General features: G+C 72.2%; 18 protein-coding genes. 14 read left to right on the forward strand and 4 right to left on the reverse strand.

Annotated features, from left to right (window positions below; translation table 11 throughout):
- Window positions 1-129: 129 nt before the first annotated feature.
- On the forward strand, window positions 130-1,821 hold the full coding sequence (locus tag AB0J80_RS01355; protein ID WP_364699049.1) for an MFS transporter: 1,692 nt from the start codon (window positions 130-132) through the stop codon (window positions 1,819-1,821).
- Window positions 1,822-1,829: 8 nt separating this feature from the next.
- On the opposite strand, the gene mshD is transcribed toward AB0J80_RS01355, so the two are convergent.
- Together mshD and AB0J80_RS01365 are read right to left on the reverse strand one after the other, a co-directional pair.
- On the reverse strand, window positions 1,830-2,702 hold the full coding sequence (mshD, locus tag AB0J80_RS01360; RefSeq protein ID WP_364699051.1) for a mycothiol synthase: 873 nt from the start codon (window positions 2,700-2,702) through the stop codon (window positions 1,830-1,832).
- Window positions 2,703-2,713: 11 nt separating this feature from the next.
- A complete protein-coding gene (locus AB0J80_RS01365; RefSeq protein WP_364700136.1) occupies window positions 2,714-3,436 on the reverse strand; it encodes a response regulator transcription factor in 723 nt (240 codons plus the stop codon).
- 239 nt (window positions 3,437-3,675) lie between these two features.
- On the opposite strand from AB0J80_RS01365, the gene AB0J80_RS01370 reads away from it, so the two are divergent.
- The 7 genes from AB0J80_RS01370 (at window position 3,676) to AB0J80_RS01400 (ending at window position 10,802) form a co-directional block, all read left to right on the forward strand.
- A complete protein-coding gene (locus tag AB0J80_RS01370; RefSeq protein WP_364699053.1) occupies window positions 3,676-4,680 on the forward strand; it encodes a hypothetical protein in 1,005 nt (334 codons plus the stop codon).
- Window positions 4,681-4,739: 59 nt separating this feature from the next.
- Window positions 4,740-5,528, forward strand: a complete 789-nt coding sequence (locus tag AB0J80_RS01375) for a DUF2993 domain-containing protein (protein ID WP_364699055.1) — start codon at window positions 4,740-4,742, stop codon at window positions 5,526-5,528.
- Between the two features lie 85 nt (window positions 5,529-5,613).
- A complete protein-coding gene (locus AB0J80_RS01380; protein ID WP_364700138.1) occupies window positions 5,614-5,691 on the forward strand; it encodes an Ms5788A family Cys-rich leader peptide in 78 nt (25 codons plus the stop codon).
- Between the two features lie 142 nt (window positions 5,692-5,833).
- A complete protein-coding gene (locus AB0J80_RS01385; protein WP_364699057.1) occupies window positions 5,834-6,682 on the forward strand; it encodes a sulfurtransferase in 849 nt (282 codons plus the stop codon).
- Window positions 6,679-7,017, forward strand: a complete 339-nt coding sequence (locus AB0J80_RS01390; RefSeq protein ID WP_364699059.1) for a DUF1416 domain-containing protein — start codon at window positions 6,679-6,681, stop codon at window positions 7,015-7,017. The genes AB0J80_RS01385 and AB0J80_RS01390 overlap by 4 nt, the downstream gene beginning before the upstream one ends.
- A gap of 84 nt (window positions 7,018-7,101) precedes the next feature.
- On the forward strand, window positions 7,102-7,908 hold the full coding sequence (locus AB0J80_RS01395; RefSeq protein ID WP_364699061.1) for a hypothetical protein: 807 nt from the start codon (window positions 7,102-7,104) through the stop codon (window positions 7,906-7,908).
- Between the two features lie 89 nt (window positions 7,909-7,997).
- Window positions 7,998-10,802, forward strand: a complete 2,805-nt coding sequence (locus tag AB0J80_RS01400; RefSeq protein WP_364699063.1) for an RICIN domain-containing protein — start codon at window positions 7,998-8,000, stop codon at window positions 10,800-10,802.
- Here the strand turns inward: AB0J80_RS01400 and AB0J80_RS01405 are convergent.
- Window positions 10,799-11,173: a DsrE family protein gene (locus tag AB0J80_RS01405; protein WP_364699065.1), complete on the reverse strand. Its 375-nt coding sequence runs from the start codon at window positions 11,171-11,173 to the stop codon at window positions 10,799-10,801. The genes AB0J80_RS01400 and AB0J80_RS01405 overlap by 4 nt on opposite strands.
- A 14-nt stretch (window positions 11,174-11,187) precedes the next feature.
- Between AB0J80_RS01405 and mtfM the strand changes: the two genes are divergently transcribed.
- Entirely contained in the window at window positions 11,188-11,292 is a 105-nt protein-coding gene (mtfM, locus tag AB0J80_RS01410) for a small membrane protein MtfM (protein WP_364699067.1), read from the forward strand.
- A complete protein-coding gene (locus AB0J80_RS01415) occupies window positions 11,289-11,891 on the forward strand; it encodes an FABP family protein (protein WP_364699069.1) in 603 nt (200 codons plus the stop codon). Before mtfM ends, AB0J80_RS01415 begins: the two co-directional genes overlap by 4 nt.
- Here the strand turns inward: AB0J80_RS01415 and AB0J80_RS01420 are convergent.
- Window positions 11,872-12,642, reverse strand: coding sequence for an aminotransferase class IV (locus tag AB0J80_RS01420; protein WP_364699071.1), 771 nt, complete (start codon window positions 12,640-12,642; stop codon window positions 11,872-11,874). The genes AB0J80_RS01415 and AB0J80_RS01420 overlap by 20 nt on opposite strands.
- A gap of 62 nt (window positions 12,643-12,704) precedes the next feature.
- On the opposite strand from AB0J80_RS01420, the gene AB0J80_RS01425 reads away from it, so the two are divergent.
- The 4 genes from AB0J80_RS01425 to AB0J80_RS01440 are packed head-to-tail and all read left to right on the forward strand — an operon-like array spanning window position 12,705 to window position 15,972.
- On the forward strand, window positions 12,705-13,103 hold the full coding sequence (locus AB0J80_RS01425) for a Fur family transcriptional regulator (protein WP_364700139.1): 399 nt from the start codon (window positions 12,705-12,707) through the stop codon (window positions 13,101-13,103).
- Complete coding sequence (locus tag AB0J80_RS01430; protein WP_364699073.1) at window positions 13,100-14,158, forward strand: folate-binding protein; 1,059 nt, start codon at window positions 13,100-13,102, stop codon at window positions 14,156-14,158. Before AB0J80_RS01425 ends, AB0J80_RS01430 begins: the two co-directional genes overlap by 4 nt.
- Before the next feature lie 51 nt (window positions 14,159-14,209).
- A complete protein-coding gene (locus AB0J80_RS01435) occupies window positions 14,210-15,043 on the forward strand; it encodes a 3-keto-5-aminohexanoate cleavage protein (protein ID WP_364699075.1) in 834 nt (277 codons plus the stop codon).
- On the forward strand, window positions 15,040-15,972 hold the full coding sequence (locus AB0J80_RS01440; protein ID WP_364699077.1) for an asparaginase: 933 nt from the start codon (window positions 15,040-15,042) through the stop codon (window positions 15,970-15,972). The genes AB0J80_RS01435 and AB0J80_RS01440 overlap by 4 nt, the downstream gene beginning before the upstream one ends.
- The last annotated feature ends 38 nt before the right edge of the window (window positions 15,973-16,010 follow it).

Consider the following 16,010-nt stretch of genomic DNA (forward strand, 5'->3'; position numbering starts at 1 on the left):
TTGGGCTGAGGAGGGGTTGTCCGTTACGTGAACCGAGGGACGACTGACCGTAATGTCCAACCATTTCCGTTAACCTGGCGTGGCCCTCGTCACTGTCCGTCAATGCACAAAAGGCTGCATAATACAGCTATGAGTGCCGCCAATCCGTTCCGTCAGCCGCGTGCCGTGTGGGCGGTCGCGTTCGCCTGCGTCATCTCGTTCATGGGCATCGGGCTGGTCGACCCGATCCTGCCCGCGCTCGCCGACGACCTGCACGCCTCGCCCAGTCAGGTCTCCCTGCTGTTCACCAGCTACCTGGTCGTGACCGCGGTGGCGATGCTCGTGGTCGGCGCCGTCGCCAGCCGCATCGGTCCCAAGCGCACCCTGGTCACCGGCCTCGCGATCATCGTCGTCTTCGCCGCCCTGGCCGGCACCTCCGACACGGTCGGGCAGATCGTCGGCTTCCGGGCCGGCTGGGGGCTGGGCAACGCTCTCTTCATCGCCACCAGCCTCGCCGTCATCGTCGCGTCCGCGACCAGCGGGTTCGCCGGCGCGATCATCCTGTACGAGACGGCGCTCGGCCTGGGCATCGCGGTCGGCCCCCTGCTCGGCGGCGAGCTGGGCAGCATCAGCTGGCGCGGCCCGTTCTTCGGCGTCGCCGTCCTGATGGCCATCGCCATGATCGCCACCCTGCTGTTCGTACCCGCACTGCCGAAGCCGCGGCAGCCGACGTCCCTGGCCGCGCCGCTGCGAGCCCTGCGGCACCGCGGCCTGCTGACCATGGGCCTCATGGCGCTGCTCTACAACTGGGGCTTCTTCACGATGCTGGGCTACGCGCCCTACCCGATGGAGCTCCACGCCCACGAGCTCGGCCTGGTCTTCACCGGCTGGGGACTGCTGGTCGCCCTCTTCAGCGTCTTCGTCGCGCCGCGCCTGCAGGCCCGCTTCGGCACCGCGCCCGTGCTGTACGCGAACATGGTCGCGCTGGCGATCGTCATGGTGGTGATCGCCGCCGGGGTCACCACGCCGGCCACGGTCATCGTCGCCGTGATCGTCAGCGGTGCCTTCATCGGCATCAACAACACGCTCACCACGCAGGCGGTCATGCTGGTGGCGCCGGTGGAGCGGTCGGTGGCCTCGTCGGCGTACGGGTTCGTCCGGTTCATCGGGGGCGGGCTGGCGCCGTTCGTGGCGGGCAAGCTCGCCGACGCGACCGACCTCAGCGTCCCGTTCTATGTGGGTGGAGTGGCGTTCCTGCTGGCGATCCCCGTGCTGGCCTCCGGCCACCGTCTCGTCACCGCCGCGGAGTCCGGGGAGGCGGAGCCGGCGCCGGTGCTCGAACCGGTCGGGGTCGTGGCAGGCGGGCAGTCGCGTCCGGTCGTGGTGGCGGTCGGTGCGACGCCGGACGCGGCCGAGATCGTCGACGCTGCCGCCGCTCTGGCGCGGGAGCACGGCAGCCCGCTGGAGGTCGTCCGGGTGCGCGAGACCGTGGTCGTGGAGGAGCTGGCCGTCGAGCCCGAGGACGCGGAGCACGCGCGCGCGGCGGTCCGCGAGCACCTGGACCGGCTCGCCCGGCACGGGGTCGCGGCGAGCGGGCAGATCCTGACGAGCGTCGGTGACCACGCGGCGGCCGGGCGGGTGCTGGCCCAGCACGCCGACAACGTGCGGGCGCGGCTGGTCGCCGTGGGCCGCTCGCCGCGCGGACCGGCCGCGCAGTTCACCGAGGGCAGCTTCACCGCCGCGCTCACCCACGCTGCGGCCTGCACCGTCGTCCTGGTCCGGCCGGACGAGGAGCCGCACCGGCTCACCGCGGCCACGCTGCACGAGCTGCGGCGGGTGTAGCACCTGTCCTAGGCGGACCTCGTGTACTGCACGTCGGTGGAGTGGATGTCGAAGCCGAGGCGGCGGTAGAGCGCGACCGCCGCCTCGTTCGACTCGTCCACATAGAGCAGGGCGTCGTGCAGTCCACGGCCGGCGAGATGCCGCAGCCCCGCCACGCTCAGCGCGGCGCCGAGACCGCGGCGGTGGCCGCCCGGATCCACGCCGAGCACGTAGATCTCCCCGATGGCCGGTTCGCCGCCCCCGGCCGGGTGCACCTTGGTCCAGTGGAACCCGAGCAGCTTGTCGTCGGCGGGGTCGACGGCGAGCAGGAACCCGGCCGGGTCGAACCACGGCTCGGCGAAGCGCAACCGCAGGTCGTTCTCGGTCCAGCGGCCCTGCTCGGGGTGGTGCGCGAAGGCGCGTGAGTTGACCCCGAGCCACGCGGCGTCGTCCTCGCCGGGCACGAAGGCGCGCACCAGGACCCCCTCGGGCAGCGGCACGTCGGGCAGGTCGGCGAGCGGCCGGCGCATCTGCCACAACACCCGGGACCGGGTGAAGCCCGCCTTGTCCGCGAAGGCGCGCGCGGCCGGCTCGTCGCCGTGCGCCCAGAACTGCAGCTCGCCCGGGCCGGCGGCGGCGAGCAGGGCGGTGCCGTGCCCGCGCAGCCGGTGCTTGGGGTGCACGACGAGCTCGCCCGACGTCCCCGAGAGATAGGCGTAGCCGGCGAGGTCGCCGTCGTCGGCCACGGACAGCAGGTGGCGGTGGGTGGTGCCACGCAACCCGAGCACACCGTCCTCGGACAGCGGATAGACGCCGTCGGCCTCGTCCGCCGCGGCGGCCACCGTCAGCACGCCGGCTGCCTCGTCGGGGGTGAGCCGGTCCGCCGACCGTACGTCCGTCATGGGCGCCGGACTCAGACCGGCATCGAGACGGGCTCGTTGTCGGGGAGCTGGCGGCCGGTCGGGGGAACCACGAACTTGTAGCCGACCTGGCGCACGGTGCCGATCATCGACTCGTACTCCGAGCCGAGCTTGGCGCGCAGCCGCCGCACGTGCACGTCGACCGTGCGGGTGCCGCCGAAGTAGTCGTAGCCCCAGACCTCGCGGAGCAGCTGGTCGCGGGTGAAGACCCGGCCGGGGTGCTGGGCGAGGAACTTGAGCAGCTCGAACTCCTTGTAGGTGAGGTCGAGCGGCCGGCCCTTGAGCTTGGCGGCGTACGTGTCCGGGTCGATGGTGAGCTCGCCGGCGCGGATGGAGCCGCCGGCGCCCGCGGTCGCGTTGGTCAGGCGGCCGACGCCCAGGCGCAGGCGGGCCTCGACCTCGGCCGGTCCGGCGCTGGCGAGGATGACGTCGTCGACGCCCCAGTCGGCGTTGAGGGCGATCAGCCCCGCCTCGGTCACGACGGCGAACAGCGGCACCCCGATGCCGGTCGCGTGCAGCATGCGACAGGTGGCCCGGGCCTCGGAGAGCTCCGAGCGGGCGTCGACGAGCACGGCGTCCGGACTGGGGCCCGACACCAGGGTGCGCACGTCGCGAGGCGCCGTACGCACGGAGTGGGGCAGCAGGTCCAGCGCGGGAAGCACGGCGGAGGGTTCACCCGCGCGCGCGGTCACCAACAGGAGGATTTCCACACTCACCTCGATCCTCGCGGCGCGACGGCCGCCTCGGGTGACCCGGTCTGCGTAGCTCATGGCACACGCAACCGGAGGGTCTCGTCCCGGCGTCACCGACGGGTGGGCTGGGAATACCTTAGCCGATTAACCTGCTCGATCACCCCGTCGGCGACGCCGCATGATGTGACGAACACCCCTGGGGCGGCCGAACGGTGGAGGACGCGATGCGGACGTGCGCGCCCGGGTCTGGCACCATCGCAGGCGTGTTCCCCTCCAGCCCGCGCGACAGCGACGCCTGGGACGACGACGTCTCCCGGGAGATCGCCCGGGCCGCGCCGGGCCGGTCGTCGTCCGGTTTCTACGCGGGTGCCCCCGAGAAGGAGCCCGGCCCACCGCGCCGCGACGAGCCGGAGGACGAGGAGCTCGACGAGGAGATCCCGGTCGCGCCGGTGCGCCGGGAGCTGTCGGTGGCGATCGCCGGCTTCGCGGTCCTGCTCGGCATCGGCCTGATCCTGGGGGCGCAGACGTCGGGGCCGGACGCGCGGTTGCCGTACGCGATCGTGATCTTCGGTGTCCAGCTGCTCTACGTCCTGGCCTTCACGATGGCGATCCGGCCGCCGGCTGCCGGGATCGTTGCGGGCGTGTGCGCGGTGGCGGGCGGCTTCGCCGACCGGCTCGCGGTGACGACGGAGCCGGCGGGCATGCTGCCGCTGCTGTACGTGACCGCCGCCGCCTTCGTGGCGGCCCTCGCCGGACAGGCGATCCGCGCCCAGGACCGGGCGCGCCTGCGCGACGGCCTCGGGGGCACGTTCCTGATCGTGTTCGGCGTGGTGTCGTTCGCGCTGCTCATCGTGCTCACCCGCAAGCCCGTCGGCACGCAGGCGATCCTGGTCTGCATGACCGCGGTGGGGACGGCGTTGATGGTCGCCCACCTCACCGATGCGGTATGGCCGAAGCCGCGCATCGCCGCGCAGGTGCCGCGGGGCGCCGCCGGCATTGTCCTCGGGGCGATGCTCGGCACTCTCGCCGCCGCCGGGCTGGGCAGCGTGCTGGTGCCCTTCAACCCGGGCAGGGGTGCGCTGCTGGGTTTCGCCGCCGCGGGCATCGCCGGGCTCGTCGACCTCGCGGTGAACTACTCGGAAGCCGGCCGGAGCATGGCAGGGGAGGCCCCGACGTTCTGGGTGGCCCGGCACATGCAGGGACCGCTCGGTGCGTTCGCGCTCACCCTGCCCGTCACGTACGCGCTGACCGTCCTGTTCCTGGCGTAGGGCGCCCTGGCATTGGGCATATACGGTGCCCCACCTGTGGGTCGGACGAGGAGGACCGGGTGACTGAGGTGTACGGGTCGGCACGCCCCCGCAAGCGCCGGGGCCGACGGCTGCTGATCACGTTCCTGGTCCTGCTGCTCATCCTCGCGGCGGCGCTCCTGGTCGCGGACCGGTTCGCGGCGTCGTACGCGGAGCGCGAGATCGGCGACCGGGTGGCCCAGCAGGTCGAGGACCAGAAGGCCACGTCGGAGCAGCCGGACGTCACGGTCGAGGGCGTGCCGTTCCTGACCCAGGTGGTCCGGGGCAGGTACCAGGAGATCAAGATCCTGCTCCGCAGCTTCTCCGGGCCCGCCGGGAACGGTCAGACGATCAAGATGCCGCTGCTCGACATCCGGGCGAAGGACGTGACCGCGCCGCTGGACACCGTCCGCTCCGGCAACGGCGACATCGTGGCGGGCACGGTCACCGGCGCCGGCACCATCGCGTACGCCGATCTGGTGGAGCTGATCGACCAGGAGGGGCTGCAGCTCAGCGAGAAGGACGGCAAGCTGGTCGGCACGGCGCCGATCAAGGCGCTGGGCCAGACCTGGAACGTCTCCGGTACGGCCACGGTCGAGGTGAAGGACGGCGTGGTGCAGGTGCGGTTCGCCGACGTCACCGCCGAAGGTCTGCCGAACGTGCCGTTGGTGCGCAACCTCGTCGACAACTACGTCCGGAACCTGGCGCTCGACCTCAAGGTCCCGGCGCTGCCGCTGGGCCTCAAGGTGCAGAAGGTCGACCCCCGGCCGGAGGGCCTCGTGGTGACGGCGGGCGCCAGCGACGTGTCACTCAACTCCGGGGGCCTGTGAAGGCGAGGGCTGTGACGGCCGACTCGATCCCGGATGCTGGTCGGTGGTGTTCCGGGCTGTAAGACCGCTGGTAGGGTCGGATCCCATGAGCCTGTTGCTCACCAAGAGGCGCGCGGTCGACCTGTGCCGCGTGGCCGCCTGCCTGTGTCGCCCTGTCCTCTGACGGGGCCATCCGGCATTTCTTCGCCCGGCAGTGGCGCCGTACGCAAACCGTGATCCGTTCCATCGGGTCGGCGCGCGTGCGACCTCTTTTCCTCCCGCGCGTCGACTCACCCCCATCTCTCACCTGACAAGGGAGTAATGCGATGAGTCGCGACACCGCACTCGTCTCTGCCGACTGGGCCGAGAAGAACCTGGAGACCCCGGGTGTGGTCTTCGTCGAGGTCGACGAGGACACCACCGCCTACGACGGCGGGCACATCCCGGGCGCCATCAAGATCGACTGGAAGAAGGACCTGCAGGACCCGGTCCGCCGGGACTTCGTGAACCAGGAGCAGTTCTCCGCGCTCCTCTCCGAGCGCGGGATCAGCAACGACGACACCGTCGTCCTGTACGGCGGCAACAACAACTGGTTCGCCGCGTACGCGTACTGGTACTTCAAGCTGTACGGCCACGGCGACGTGAAGCTGCTCGACGGCGGCCGCAAGAAGTGGGAGCTGGACGCCCGGCCGTACACCAAGGACCTGCCGCAGCGGGCCGCGACGCAGTACCAGGCGTCGGCGCCGGACCTGTCGATCCGTGCCTTCCGCGACGAGGTCGTGCAGGCCATCGGCGTGAAGAACCTGGTCGACGTGCGCAGCCCCGACGAGTTCGCCGGCCGGCTGCTCGCCCCGGCCCACCTGCCGCAGGAGCAGTCGCAGCGCGCCGGTCACATCCCCACGGCGATCAGCGTGCCGTGGAGCAAGGCCGCGAACGAGGACGGCACGTTCAAGTCGGACGACGAGCTCGCCAAGATCTACGGCGAGGCGGGCCTCGACGGCAGCAAGGACACGATCGCGTACTGCCGCATCGGCGAGCGCTCGTCGCACACGTGGTTCGTGCTCAAGGAGCTGCTCGGCCAGGAGAACGTGAAGAACTACGACGGTTCGTGGACGGAGTACGGCTCGCTCATCGGCGTGCCGATCGCCCTCGGCGACGAGCCCGGAAAGGCGTGATCACGATGACCACCCCCTCGAACATCGCGGACGGCTGCGCCGCGCCCGACCAGTCGGCTCCCATCCCGGCCAGTGTCGACCTGCAGAAGGAAACCGTCATCACGGGTGTCGTGAAGAACGCCGACGGCGAGGCGGTGGGCGGCGCGTACGTCCGCCTGCTCGACTCGACCGGTGAGTTCACCGCGGAGGTGGTGACGTCCCCCGAGGGTGTCTTCCGCTTCTTCGCCGCCCCGGGCTCGTGGACGCTGCGCGCCCTGTCCCGCTTCGGCAACGGCGACCTCGCCGTGGACGCCGCCCGCGGGGTGAACGAGGTCGGCCTGAACGTCGCCGCCTGACCCACGCTCTGTGACGAGGGGCGGGATCCCGTGGGGGTCCCGCCCTTCGTGTCGTCCGTGGTGGGGCCGTGCGAGCATGGCGCCGTGAAGAAGCGGCGGTGGTGGCCGGTCGTGGCGGTCTGGGCGCTGGTCGTCGCCGGGGTGGCGGTCTGGTCGGTGCGCCACGATCCGCCGACCGTGCCCGAGCAGCGGGACATCGCCGCTGCCCTGCCGGTGGTCCGGAAGGCCGTCGGGGCGGTCGTCGCGGCCGCGGACGGGCCGGACCGCGCCATCGAGATCGGCGCGTTGCGGTTCGACCGGGACTGCGGGCTGACGCCGGTGCGGGCCGGCGTCGAGGCGCTCCAGGAGGTCACCGTCCGGGTCCGCGCGGATCAGGCGCCGGGGGTGCTCGACTCGATCGCCCGGGCGCTGCCGCCGGAGTACGCGCCCGCGATCCGGCACAACGACGCCGACACCCGGCACGTGCTGCGGGCCGACGCCGGCGAGTTCGTCGGTGTGGACGCGACCGCGGACGCGGGCTCGTCGGTCTTCGCGCTGCGGGTGTCGACCGGTTGCCGGCCGCTGGCGAACGGAGTGGACCTCGCACCCTCGCCGCCGCCGGCCGGCGAGCCGCCGGCCGCCTTCTCCGCCGCGATGCAGGCTCTCGGGGCGAACGCCGCCGCCACGAGCGTGGAGGTGGCCTGTCCGAACGGGAAGACCGCGGCGACGGTGACGGCGGCCGGCCTCGCGGCCCCGAAGTCGCTCGGGCGGGCGCTGCGGGATGTCGTCGCCGGGGCGCTCGTGGTGCAGGCCGATCCGCACGCGTGGGCGTACCGGGCCGGCGAGGTGTCGGTGATGGTCAGTGACAGTGAGGGCGCCGCGCGGGTCAGCGCCACCACCTCCTGCCGGTGACATTGACGGACGCCAATCTCTCCACTTACGATACGGCACGCAAGCATTCGCACAAAATCCACCAGGAGCGCACGCCCCCGGAGGCTGCTGTGGATCGTCGAACGTTTCTTGCCGGAGCCGTCGCCGTGCCCGCCGCGGCAGCACTCCCGGACCTGATCCCCGCGGCCGCTCCCCGCTACGTCGTGAACCGTGCGCCCCTTCGGCCCGACGCCTTCATCCGGCTCGCGCCCGGGCGGACCCGGGCGTCCGGCTGGCTCGCCACCCAGCTGCGCTACCAGCTCGACGGGATCAACGGGCGGATGACCGAGATCTCGCACTTCCTGCAGTACGACAGCAGCGGCTGGATCCACCCGGGTCTCGGCGGCTGGGAGGAGCTGCCGTACTGGCTCAAGGGCTTCAGCAGCCTGGGCTACGTCACCGGCGACACCCGGGTGATCGACGAGACCCGGCGCTGGATCGACGGCGTGCTCGCCACCCAGGCCGCCGACGGCTACTTCGGCCCCACCGGCCTGCGGACCAGCCTCAACAACGGCCCTGACCTCTGGCCGCACATGCCGATGCTGCACGCCGTCCGGACGTACCAGGAGTTCACCGGCGACAGCCGCATCGTGCCGTTCCTGACCCGCTTCTTCCGGTTCGTCGATGCTCAGGGCACCGGCGTCTTCTCCCAGAGCTGGGGCAGCTACCGCTGGGCGGACACGCTCGAGGTGGTGTTCTGGACCTACAACCGGACCGGCGACGCCTTCCTGCTCGACCTCGCCCGCAAGATCCACGCCAACTCGGCGAACTACCTGAACAACCTGCCGACGCTGCACAACGTCAACCTCGCCCAGGGGTTCCGCGAGCCGGCCGTCTACTCCGTCCTGTCCGGCGACGCCGCCCACCGGCAGGCCAGCTACCAGGACTACGACGCCATCATGAGCAGGTTCGGCCAGTTCCCGGGCGGCGGGTTCGCCGGCGACGAGAACGCCCGGCCCGGTTTCGGGGACCCGCGGCAGGGCTTCGAGACCTGCGGCATCGTCGAGCTCATGGCGAGCCACGAGATGCTCAGCCGGATCACCGGCGACCCGGTGTGGGCCGACCGGGTCGAGGACCTGGCCTTCAACTCGCTGCCCGCATCGCTCGACCCGAAGCAGAAGGGCATCCACTACATCACCAGCGCGAACAGCATCGCGTTGCTGGACCGCGCGGGCAGCCAGGGGCAGTTCCAGAACGGGTTCGCCATGCAGGCGTACATGCTCGGCATCGACAACTACCGGTGCTGCCCGCACAACTACGGCATGGGCTGGCCGTACTACGTCGAGGAGATGTGGGCCGCCACCCCCGACGGCGGCCTGGTCGCGAACCTGCACGGTCCGTCGCGGGTCACCGCCGAGGTCGCCGACGGTACGGGGATCAGCATCGTGGCCGACACGACATACCCGTTCTCCGACACGATCACCTACACGCTGACCGCCCCCAAGCCCCTGACCTTCCCGCTGTACCTACGTATCCCCGGCTGGTGCGCGGCGCCCACGGCGACGGTGAACGGCACCCCCGTGGCGGTCGGCGGCGGCCCGGCGTACGCGAAGATCAGCCGGACCTGGGCGAACGGCGACCGGATCGTCCTGCGGCTGCCCATGCAGACGCGGCTGAAGACCTGGACCGCCAACCACAACGCCGTCTCGGTGAGCTTCGGCGCCCTCACGTTCTCGCTGGCCATCACCGAGAACTGGGCTCGCACGGGCGGCACCGACGCGTGGCCGACGAGCGAGGTCCGGCCGGGCTCGGCGTGGAACTACGGGCTGGACGGCGCGACGAGCTTCGCGGTGACGACCGGGCTCGGCAACGCCGACGACCCGTTCACCCCGGCCACCGCGCCGATCCGGATCACCACACCGGCGCGCAGGCTCCCGGGGTGGATCGCGGACGCCGACCAGATCGTCACCCCGCTGCAGGACAGCCCGACCCCGTCCACCGAGCCGGTCGAGACCGTGACCCTGATCCCGATGGGCGCGGCCCGGCTCCGGATAACCGCGTTCCCGCGGATCGGCGACGGTAAGCCGTGGGTGCCGCCCGGAGCCGCCTTCCGTATCCAGAACCAGAACAGCGGCAAGGTGCTCGGCGTCGACCAGATGTCGCAGGCGAACAGCGCCCGGGTGGTGCAGTTCGCGGACAACGGCACCGCGGACCACCTGTGGCAGCTCGTCGACAACGGCGACGGGTACGTCCGCATCCGCTGCGTCAACTCGGGCAAGGTCCTCGGCGTCGACCAGATGTCCACGGCCGACTCGGCGCAGGTGGTGCAGTTCGACGACAACGGCACCGCGGACCACCTGTGGCAGGTCGTCGACAACGGCACCGGATACGTCCGCATCAGGAACAAGAACTCCGGCAAGGTGCTCGGCGTGTCCGGCATGTCGACCGCGGACTCGGCGAACGTGGTCCAGTACGCCGACAACGGCACGGCCGACCACAACTGGCGGCTGATCCCGGACGGGACGGTCCGGCTGCAGGTGACGCACACCGGCAAGGTGCTGGCGATCCAGGACATGTCCGCGGCCAACGGTGCCCAGCTCGCCCAGTGGCCGGCGACCGGCACCCCCGACCACCGCTGGCGGTTCGAGGACGCCGGCGGCGGGCACTTCCGGATCCTCAGCGACCTGACGGGCAAGTGCGTCGACGTCAGCGGCGTCTCCACGGCCGACGGTGCGCGAGTCGTGCAGTGGGACTACGTCGGCGGGACCAACCAGCAGTGGCGGCTCGCCTGGGCGGGGCCGGGCGTCTTCAAGGTGGTCGCCCGGCACAGCGGCAAGCTTCTCGAGGTCTCGGGCCGGTCCACGGCCGACGGCGCGCCCGTCACCCAGTGGGGCGACCTGAACCTCGACAACCAGAAGTGGCGGCTAACCCCCTAGTACACGACCGCCTGGGCGCCCTCGGACATGATCTCCTCGACGAAGACGGCGGCCCCGGCGATCCGGATCTTCGGCAGGACGTCGTCCGGGCCGATGTCCCGGCGGGCCGCGCACTGCGTGCAGAGCGTCACCGTGCCCGCCTCGAGGAGCAGGTCCAGCAGGTCGGGCAGCGGGGCGGCGTGCGGCAGGTCGAACTCCGCCGCCCGGCCGGGCAGCGCGAACCACGCCGACTCGCCGGTGAGCCAGAAGGACACCGGCACGCCGGAGGAGGCCGCCGTGCTCGCCACCGTGAACGCCTGTGAGCAGCGCTCCGGGGCGTCGGCGCCGGCGGTGGTCTTGACGACGAGAAGGCGGGCCATGCCGGTCAGCATAGGATGGCTCCGTCATGGTTACGGAGATCGGGTACGTGAGCCTGCTGGTCGCCGGTATGGGCGCTCTGGCCGGCGGTTTGGGCTATCTGGCGATGCGCATTGCAAGGGGACGCTGGTGAGCAGTGAGACGGAGAACCCGCTGGGCCCACCGCCCTGGCTGAACGCGCCGCCGGTCGAGGACTACCCGTACGAGGACACGCACGACCTGCGGCAGGGCCCGGACCTGCACCCCGCGCTGCTCGGGCTGCTGCCGTTCATCGGGCTGTGGCGGGGCCGCGGCCAGGGCGGGTTCCCCGAGGCGGAGGACTACAACTTCGCCCAGGAGATCCGGATCAGCCACGACGGGCGGCCGTTCCTGGCGTACGAGTCGCGCATCTGGCTGCTCGACGACGGGTCGAAGCCGATCGGCATGGGCGACCGCGAGGTGGGCTTCTGGCGTCCCGTCCTCAACGCCGACGGGCGTCCCACCGACGAGATGGAAGCGACGCTGACCACCCAGCACGGGGTCATCGAGCTGTACGAGGGCGAGGCCACGGGCACCCGGCTGGAGATGGCGACCGCCGGCGTCGGGCACACCGCCTCCGGTCTCGCGGTCACGGGCGGCCACCGGCTGTTCGGCATCGTCGAGGGCGCCCTGCTGTACGCCCACGAGATGTCGGCGAACGGCGAGAAGCTCAAGCCGCACCTGTCGGCCCGGCTCACCCGCGTGGGCGGCTGAACCCCAGCACGTCGAGCAGGCGCGGCGTCCACGGCGACGCCGCGCGGGCCCGCCCGTCGAGCGACCGCGCCTCGGCGAGCCCGCGCAGCGAGCTGGTCAGCCAGATCGCGTCCGCGTCCGCCAGCTCCGCCGCGGTGATCATGCGTTCCTCGGCGCGCAGACCGGCGTCGGCCGCCCGCTCGAGCAGGTGCGTGGCCGTCGTGCCGGGCAGGATGCCGGTCGGGCCCGCCGGAACGGTGCACAAGGTGTCGCCCGTGAGCCAGACGAGGCTGGCGGTCGGGCCCTCGAGCGCCCATCCGCCGGCGAGCCACAGCAGGTCGTCGGCGCCCTGCCGGGCCGCCCAGCGCTTCGCCGCCAGGTTCTCGGCGTACGAGAGGGTCTTGGCGGCCGACAGCGACCACGGCGGCCGGACGCCGATGTCGTGGGTGATGAGCCGGATGCCGTCCCGGCGCTCCCGGCGGATCGTCTCGGGGACGGGCGTCACCGTGGCGAACGAGGTCGACGGCGTGACCACCAGCCGCAGCGCGCCGTCCTCGTGGGTCAAGCCGTCCGCGAGCTGCGCGACGCCGCCGGGCACCGCCAGGCCGAGCGCCGCGGCGGACCGGGCCAGCCGGGCCAGGTGCGCGTCCAGGAGCCAGGGGCCGGTCGGGCGCAGGTGCACGGTCTCGAAGACGCCCTCGCCGTAGAGGAGTCCCCGGTCCGCGTGCGTCAAGTCGCCTGAGCCCGGGATCACGATGAAGGGCGCGCTCACGTCGCGGAGGGTATCGCTGCGCGAACTATGCTCATAGCGTGTCCGCCACATCCCTCGCCGAGATGCTCCGTGAGCGCGGCCTGCGTCTCACCCCGCAGCGCCAGCTCATCCTGGAGGCGGTCCACGAGCTCGGCCACGCCACGCCGGAGCGGATTCACCAGACCGTGCGGGAACGCGCCGCCGGCGTCAACATCACCACCGTCTACCGCACGCTCGAGCTGCTCGAGGATCTGAGCCTCGTCAGCCACACCCACCTGTCGCACGGCTCCCCGACGTACCATCCGGCCGGCGAGGACCAGCACGTGCACCTGGTGTGCCGGACCTGCGGCTCGGTCGACGAGGTCGACCCGTCGATCATGGAGCCGGTCACGGCCAGGCTGCTCGACGAGCGCGACTTCCGGGTCGACGTCGGGCACGTGTCGCTCTTCGGGGTCTGCGGCGACTGCAAGGAGTCCTCATGACCACGGTCCTCGTCGGGGATCTCGAGCCGGGATCCGCCGACGCCGCCGTCGCGGCCCACTACGGCGACCCGATGCGGGAGCAGCGCACGCTGGAGACCGCCGTCGGCCTGGTCGACCGGTCGAACCGCGACGTGCTCGCCGTGCCGGGCGAGGAGCGGGCGAGCTGGCTGCACACCCTCACCACCCAGCACCTCAGCGACCTGCGCGCGGGCCAGGGCACCGAGCTGCTGGTGCTCTCCCCGCACGGGCACGTCGAGCAGCACGCGCTGGTCGCCGAGGACGGCACCACCGCCTGGCTGGACACCGAGCCGGGCGCGGGCGAGGGCCTGCTCAAGTACCTGGAGATGATGCGGTTCTTCACCCGGGTCGAGCCGCGGGACGCCACCGCCGAGATCGCGGTGTTGTCGCTGGTGGGCCCGGACGCCCCGGCGGCCGTCGCGCGCCTGCTCGACCTCGACCTGGCGGCTCCCCGCGTCTTCGACGTGCCGGGCCCGAAGTTCGCCGCTGGTTCCGTGCCGGGGGCGCCCACCGCTCTGTACGACGTACGCCGCTTCGAGGGCGGGCTGGCGCGGCGCGGAAGGCTCGGCGTCGACCTGCTGGTGCCCCGCGGCAACGTGCAGGGAGTGCTCGACCGGCTCGCCGATGTGCCGCGGGCGGGGCTGTGGGCGTACGAGGCCGTGCGGGTGGCACACCGGATCCCGCGGCTGGGCTGGGAGACCGACCACCGCACCATCCCGGCCGAGGCGGAGCTCGTCGCGCCGGCCGTGCACCTCGACAAGGGCTGCTACCGCGGGCAGGAGACCGTCGCCCGGGTGCATCACCTCGGCCGCCCGCCGCGCCGGCTGGTCCTGCTGCACCTGGACGGGGTGGCGACCGACCAGCCGCCGGCCAAGGGCACCCCGGTCACCCTGGACGGGCGGGAGGTGGGCTTCGTCGGCACCGCGGTCCGCCACCACGAGCTCGGCATGATCGCGCTCGCGGTGCTCAAGCGCAACGTGGCCGACGACGCGCGGCTCACGGTCGCCGAGTCGGCCGCCGCTATCGACGTGGGCTGATCCTTCGCGGGCGGCGGCTCCTGAACGATTCCTCATGGCAGGATCACGGTTATGACCGGGACCCTGATCACCGTCGCGCCCACCGGCGCGGAGAGCAGCAAGGCAGCCGTACCCGCGCTGCCCGTGACGATCGACGAGCTCGTGGCCACCGCCAAGGAGTGCGAGGCGCTGGGCGCCGCGATCATCCACGTCCACATCCGCGACGACGCGGCCGAGCCGACCCTGGACCAGGGCCGGCTGCGCGAGACCGTGGCCGCGCTGCGGCAGTCGACGGACCTGATCGTCCAGCTCTCCTCGGGCGGCGCGGTCACCGATCCGGAGGCGGACCGGCTCGCCGTGCTCGACGCCGGGCCGGAGATGGCCTCCTGCACCATGGGTACGGTCAACTTCGGCGACGGCGTCTTCATGAACCGCTGGGAGTTCATCGTCGACCTGCACACCCGGATGCAGGAGCGCGGCATCGTCCCCGAGTACGAGATCTTCGACCTGGGCCAGCTCACCTCGCTGCAGCGGCTCCTCGCCCAGCACGGCCTGCCGTCGGGCGGCCACGTGCACCTGGACCTGGTGATGGGCGTCCCGGGCGGGATGCCGGGCACCGCCGAGGCGCTCGTGGCGTGCCACCGCGCGATCCGGGACCTGCCCGAGGGCACCACCTTCTCCGCGACCGGCATCGGCCGCAGCACGATCCCGGTCATGCTGGCGTCGCTGTCGGCCGGCGGGCATCTGCGGGTCGGCATGGAGGACACCATCACGTACGCGAAGGGCCGCGCTGTCGAGTCGAACATGCAGCTCGTGGCCCGCGCCGTCGGGTTCGCCCAGCTCGCCCAGCGCCCGCCGCTGACCACCGCCGAGGCGCGCGAGCTGCTCGGGGTGCCGGCCCGATGATCCTGGCCGAGGTCGTACGCTCGGGCTTCGTCGAGTGCGTCCACCACGGCTCGGTGGTGGTGCTGGAAGCCTCCGGGGCGGTGGCCGCCTCGGCGGGGGACGTGACCGGTCCCGTCTTCCCCCGCTCGTCCAACAAGCCGATGCAGACGGTCGGCATGCTGCGGTCCGGGCTGCGGGTCGCGGATCCCGCGGATCTCGCGCTGATCAGCGGCAGCCACTTCGGCGAACCGTTCCACGTCGACCGGGTCCGCTCGATCCTGCGGGCCGCGGGCGTCACCGAGGAGAACCTGCTCTGCCCGGTCGCCCTCCCGCTGTCCGAGAGTGAGCGGGACGCCGTGGTACGCGCCGGCGGCGGGCCCGAGCGCATCTTCATGAACTGCTCCGGCAAGCACGCCGGGATGCTGGCCACCTGTGTCGCCAACGGGTGGCCGCTCGACGACTACCGGGACGCCAAGCATCCGCTTCAGGTGGCCCTCGCCGACGCGGTGACCGACCTGGTCGGGGAGCCGATCGCCGCGACCGGGGTGGACGGCTGCGGCGCCCCGGTCCTCGGCTTCTCGCTGACCGCCCTCGCGCGCGGCTTCCTCCGGCTGGCGTCGGCGCCGGGCGGGTACGAGCGCCAGGTCGCCGACGCGGTCCGGGCCGCTCCTGAGCTGGTCGCCGGCACCGGGCAGGACGACACGCTGCTGATGCACGGCGTCCCCGGGCTGCTGGCCAAGGGCGGTGCGGAGGGCGTCGTCGCCGTGGGCATCCCGGAGGTCGGTGCCGTGGCGATCAAGATCGAGGACGGCGCGATGCGGGCGCGGATGCCCGTGCTGGTCTCCGCGCTGCGCCGGCTCGGGGTGGCGGCCCCGGTGCTGGACGAGCTGGCCACGGTGCCGGTGCTGGGCGGCGGCGTACGGGTCGGCGAGGTGCGTACGACCTGGTGACCGGGTTCACGCTAACTGTTGCTAGCGTTTTGCTTGCA

Source organism: Actinoplanes sp. NPDC049548, from assembly GCF_040676695.1.
In the GTDB taxonomy this organism is placed as follows: domain Bacteria; phylum Actinomycetota; class Actinomycetes; order Mycobacteriales; family Micromonosporaceae; genus Actinoplanes.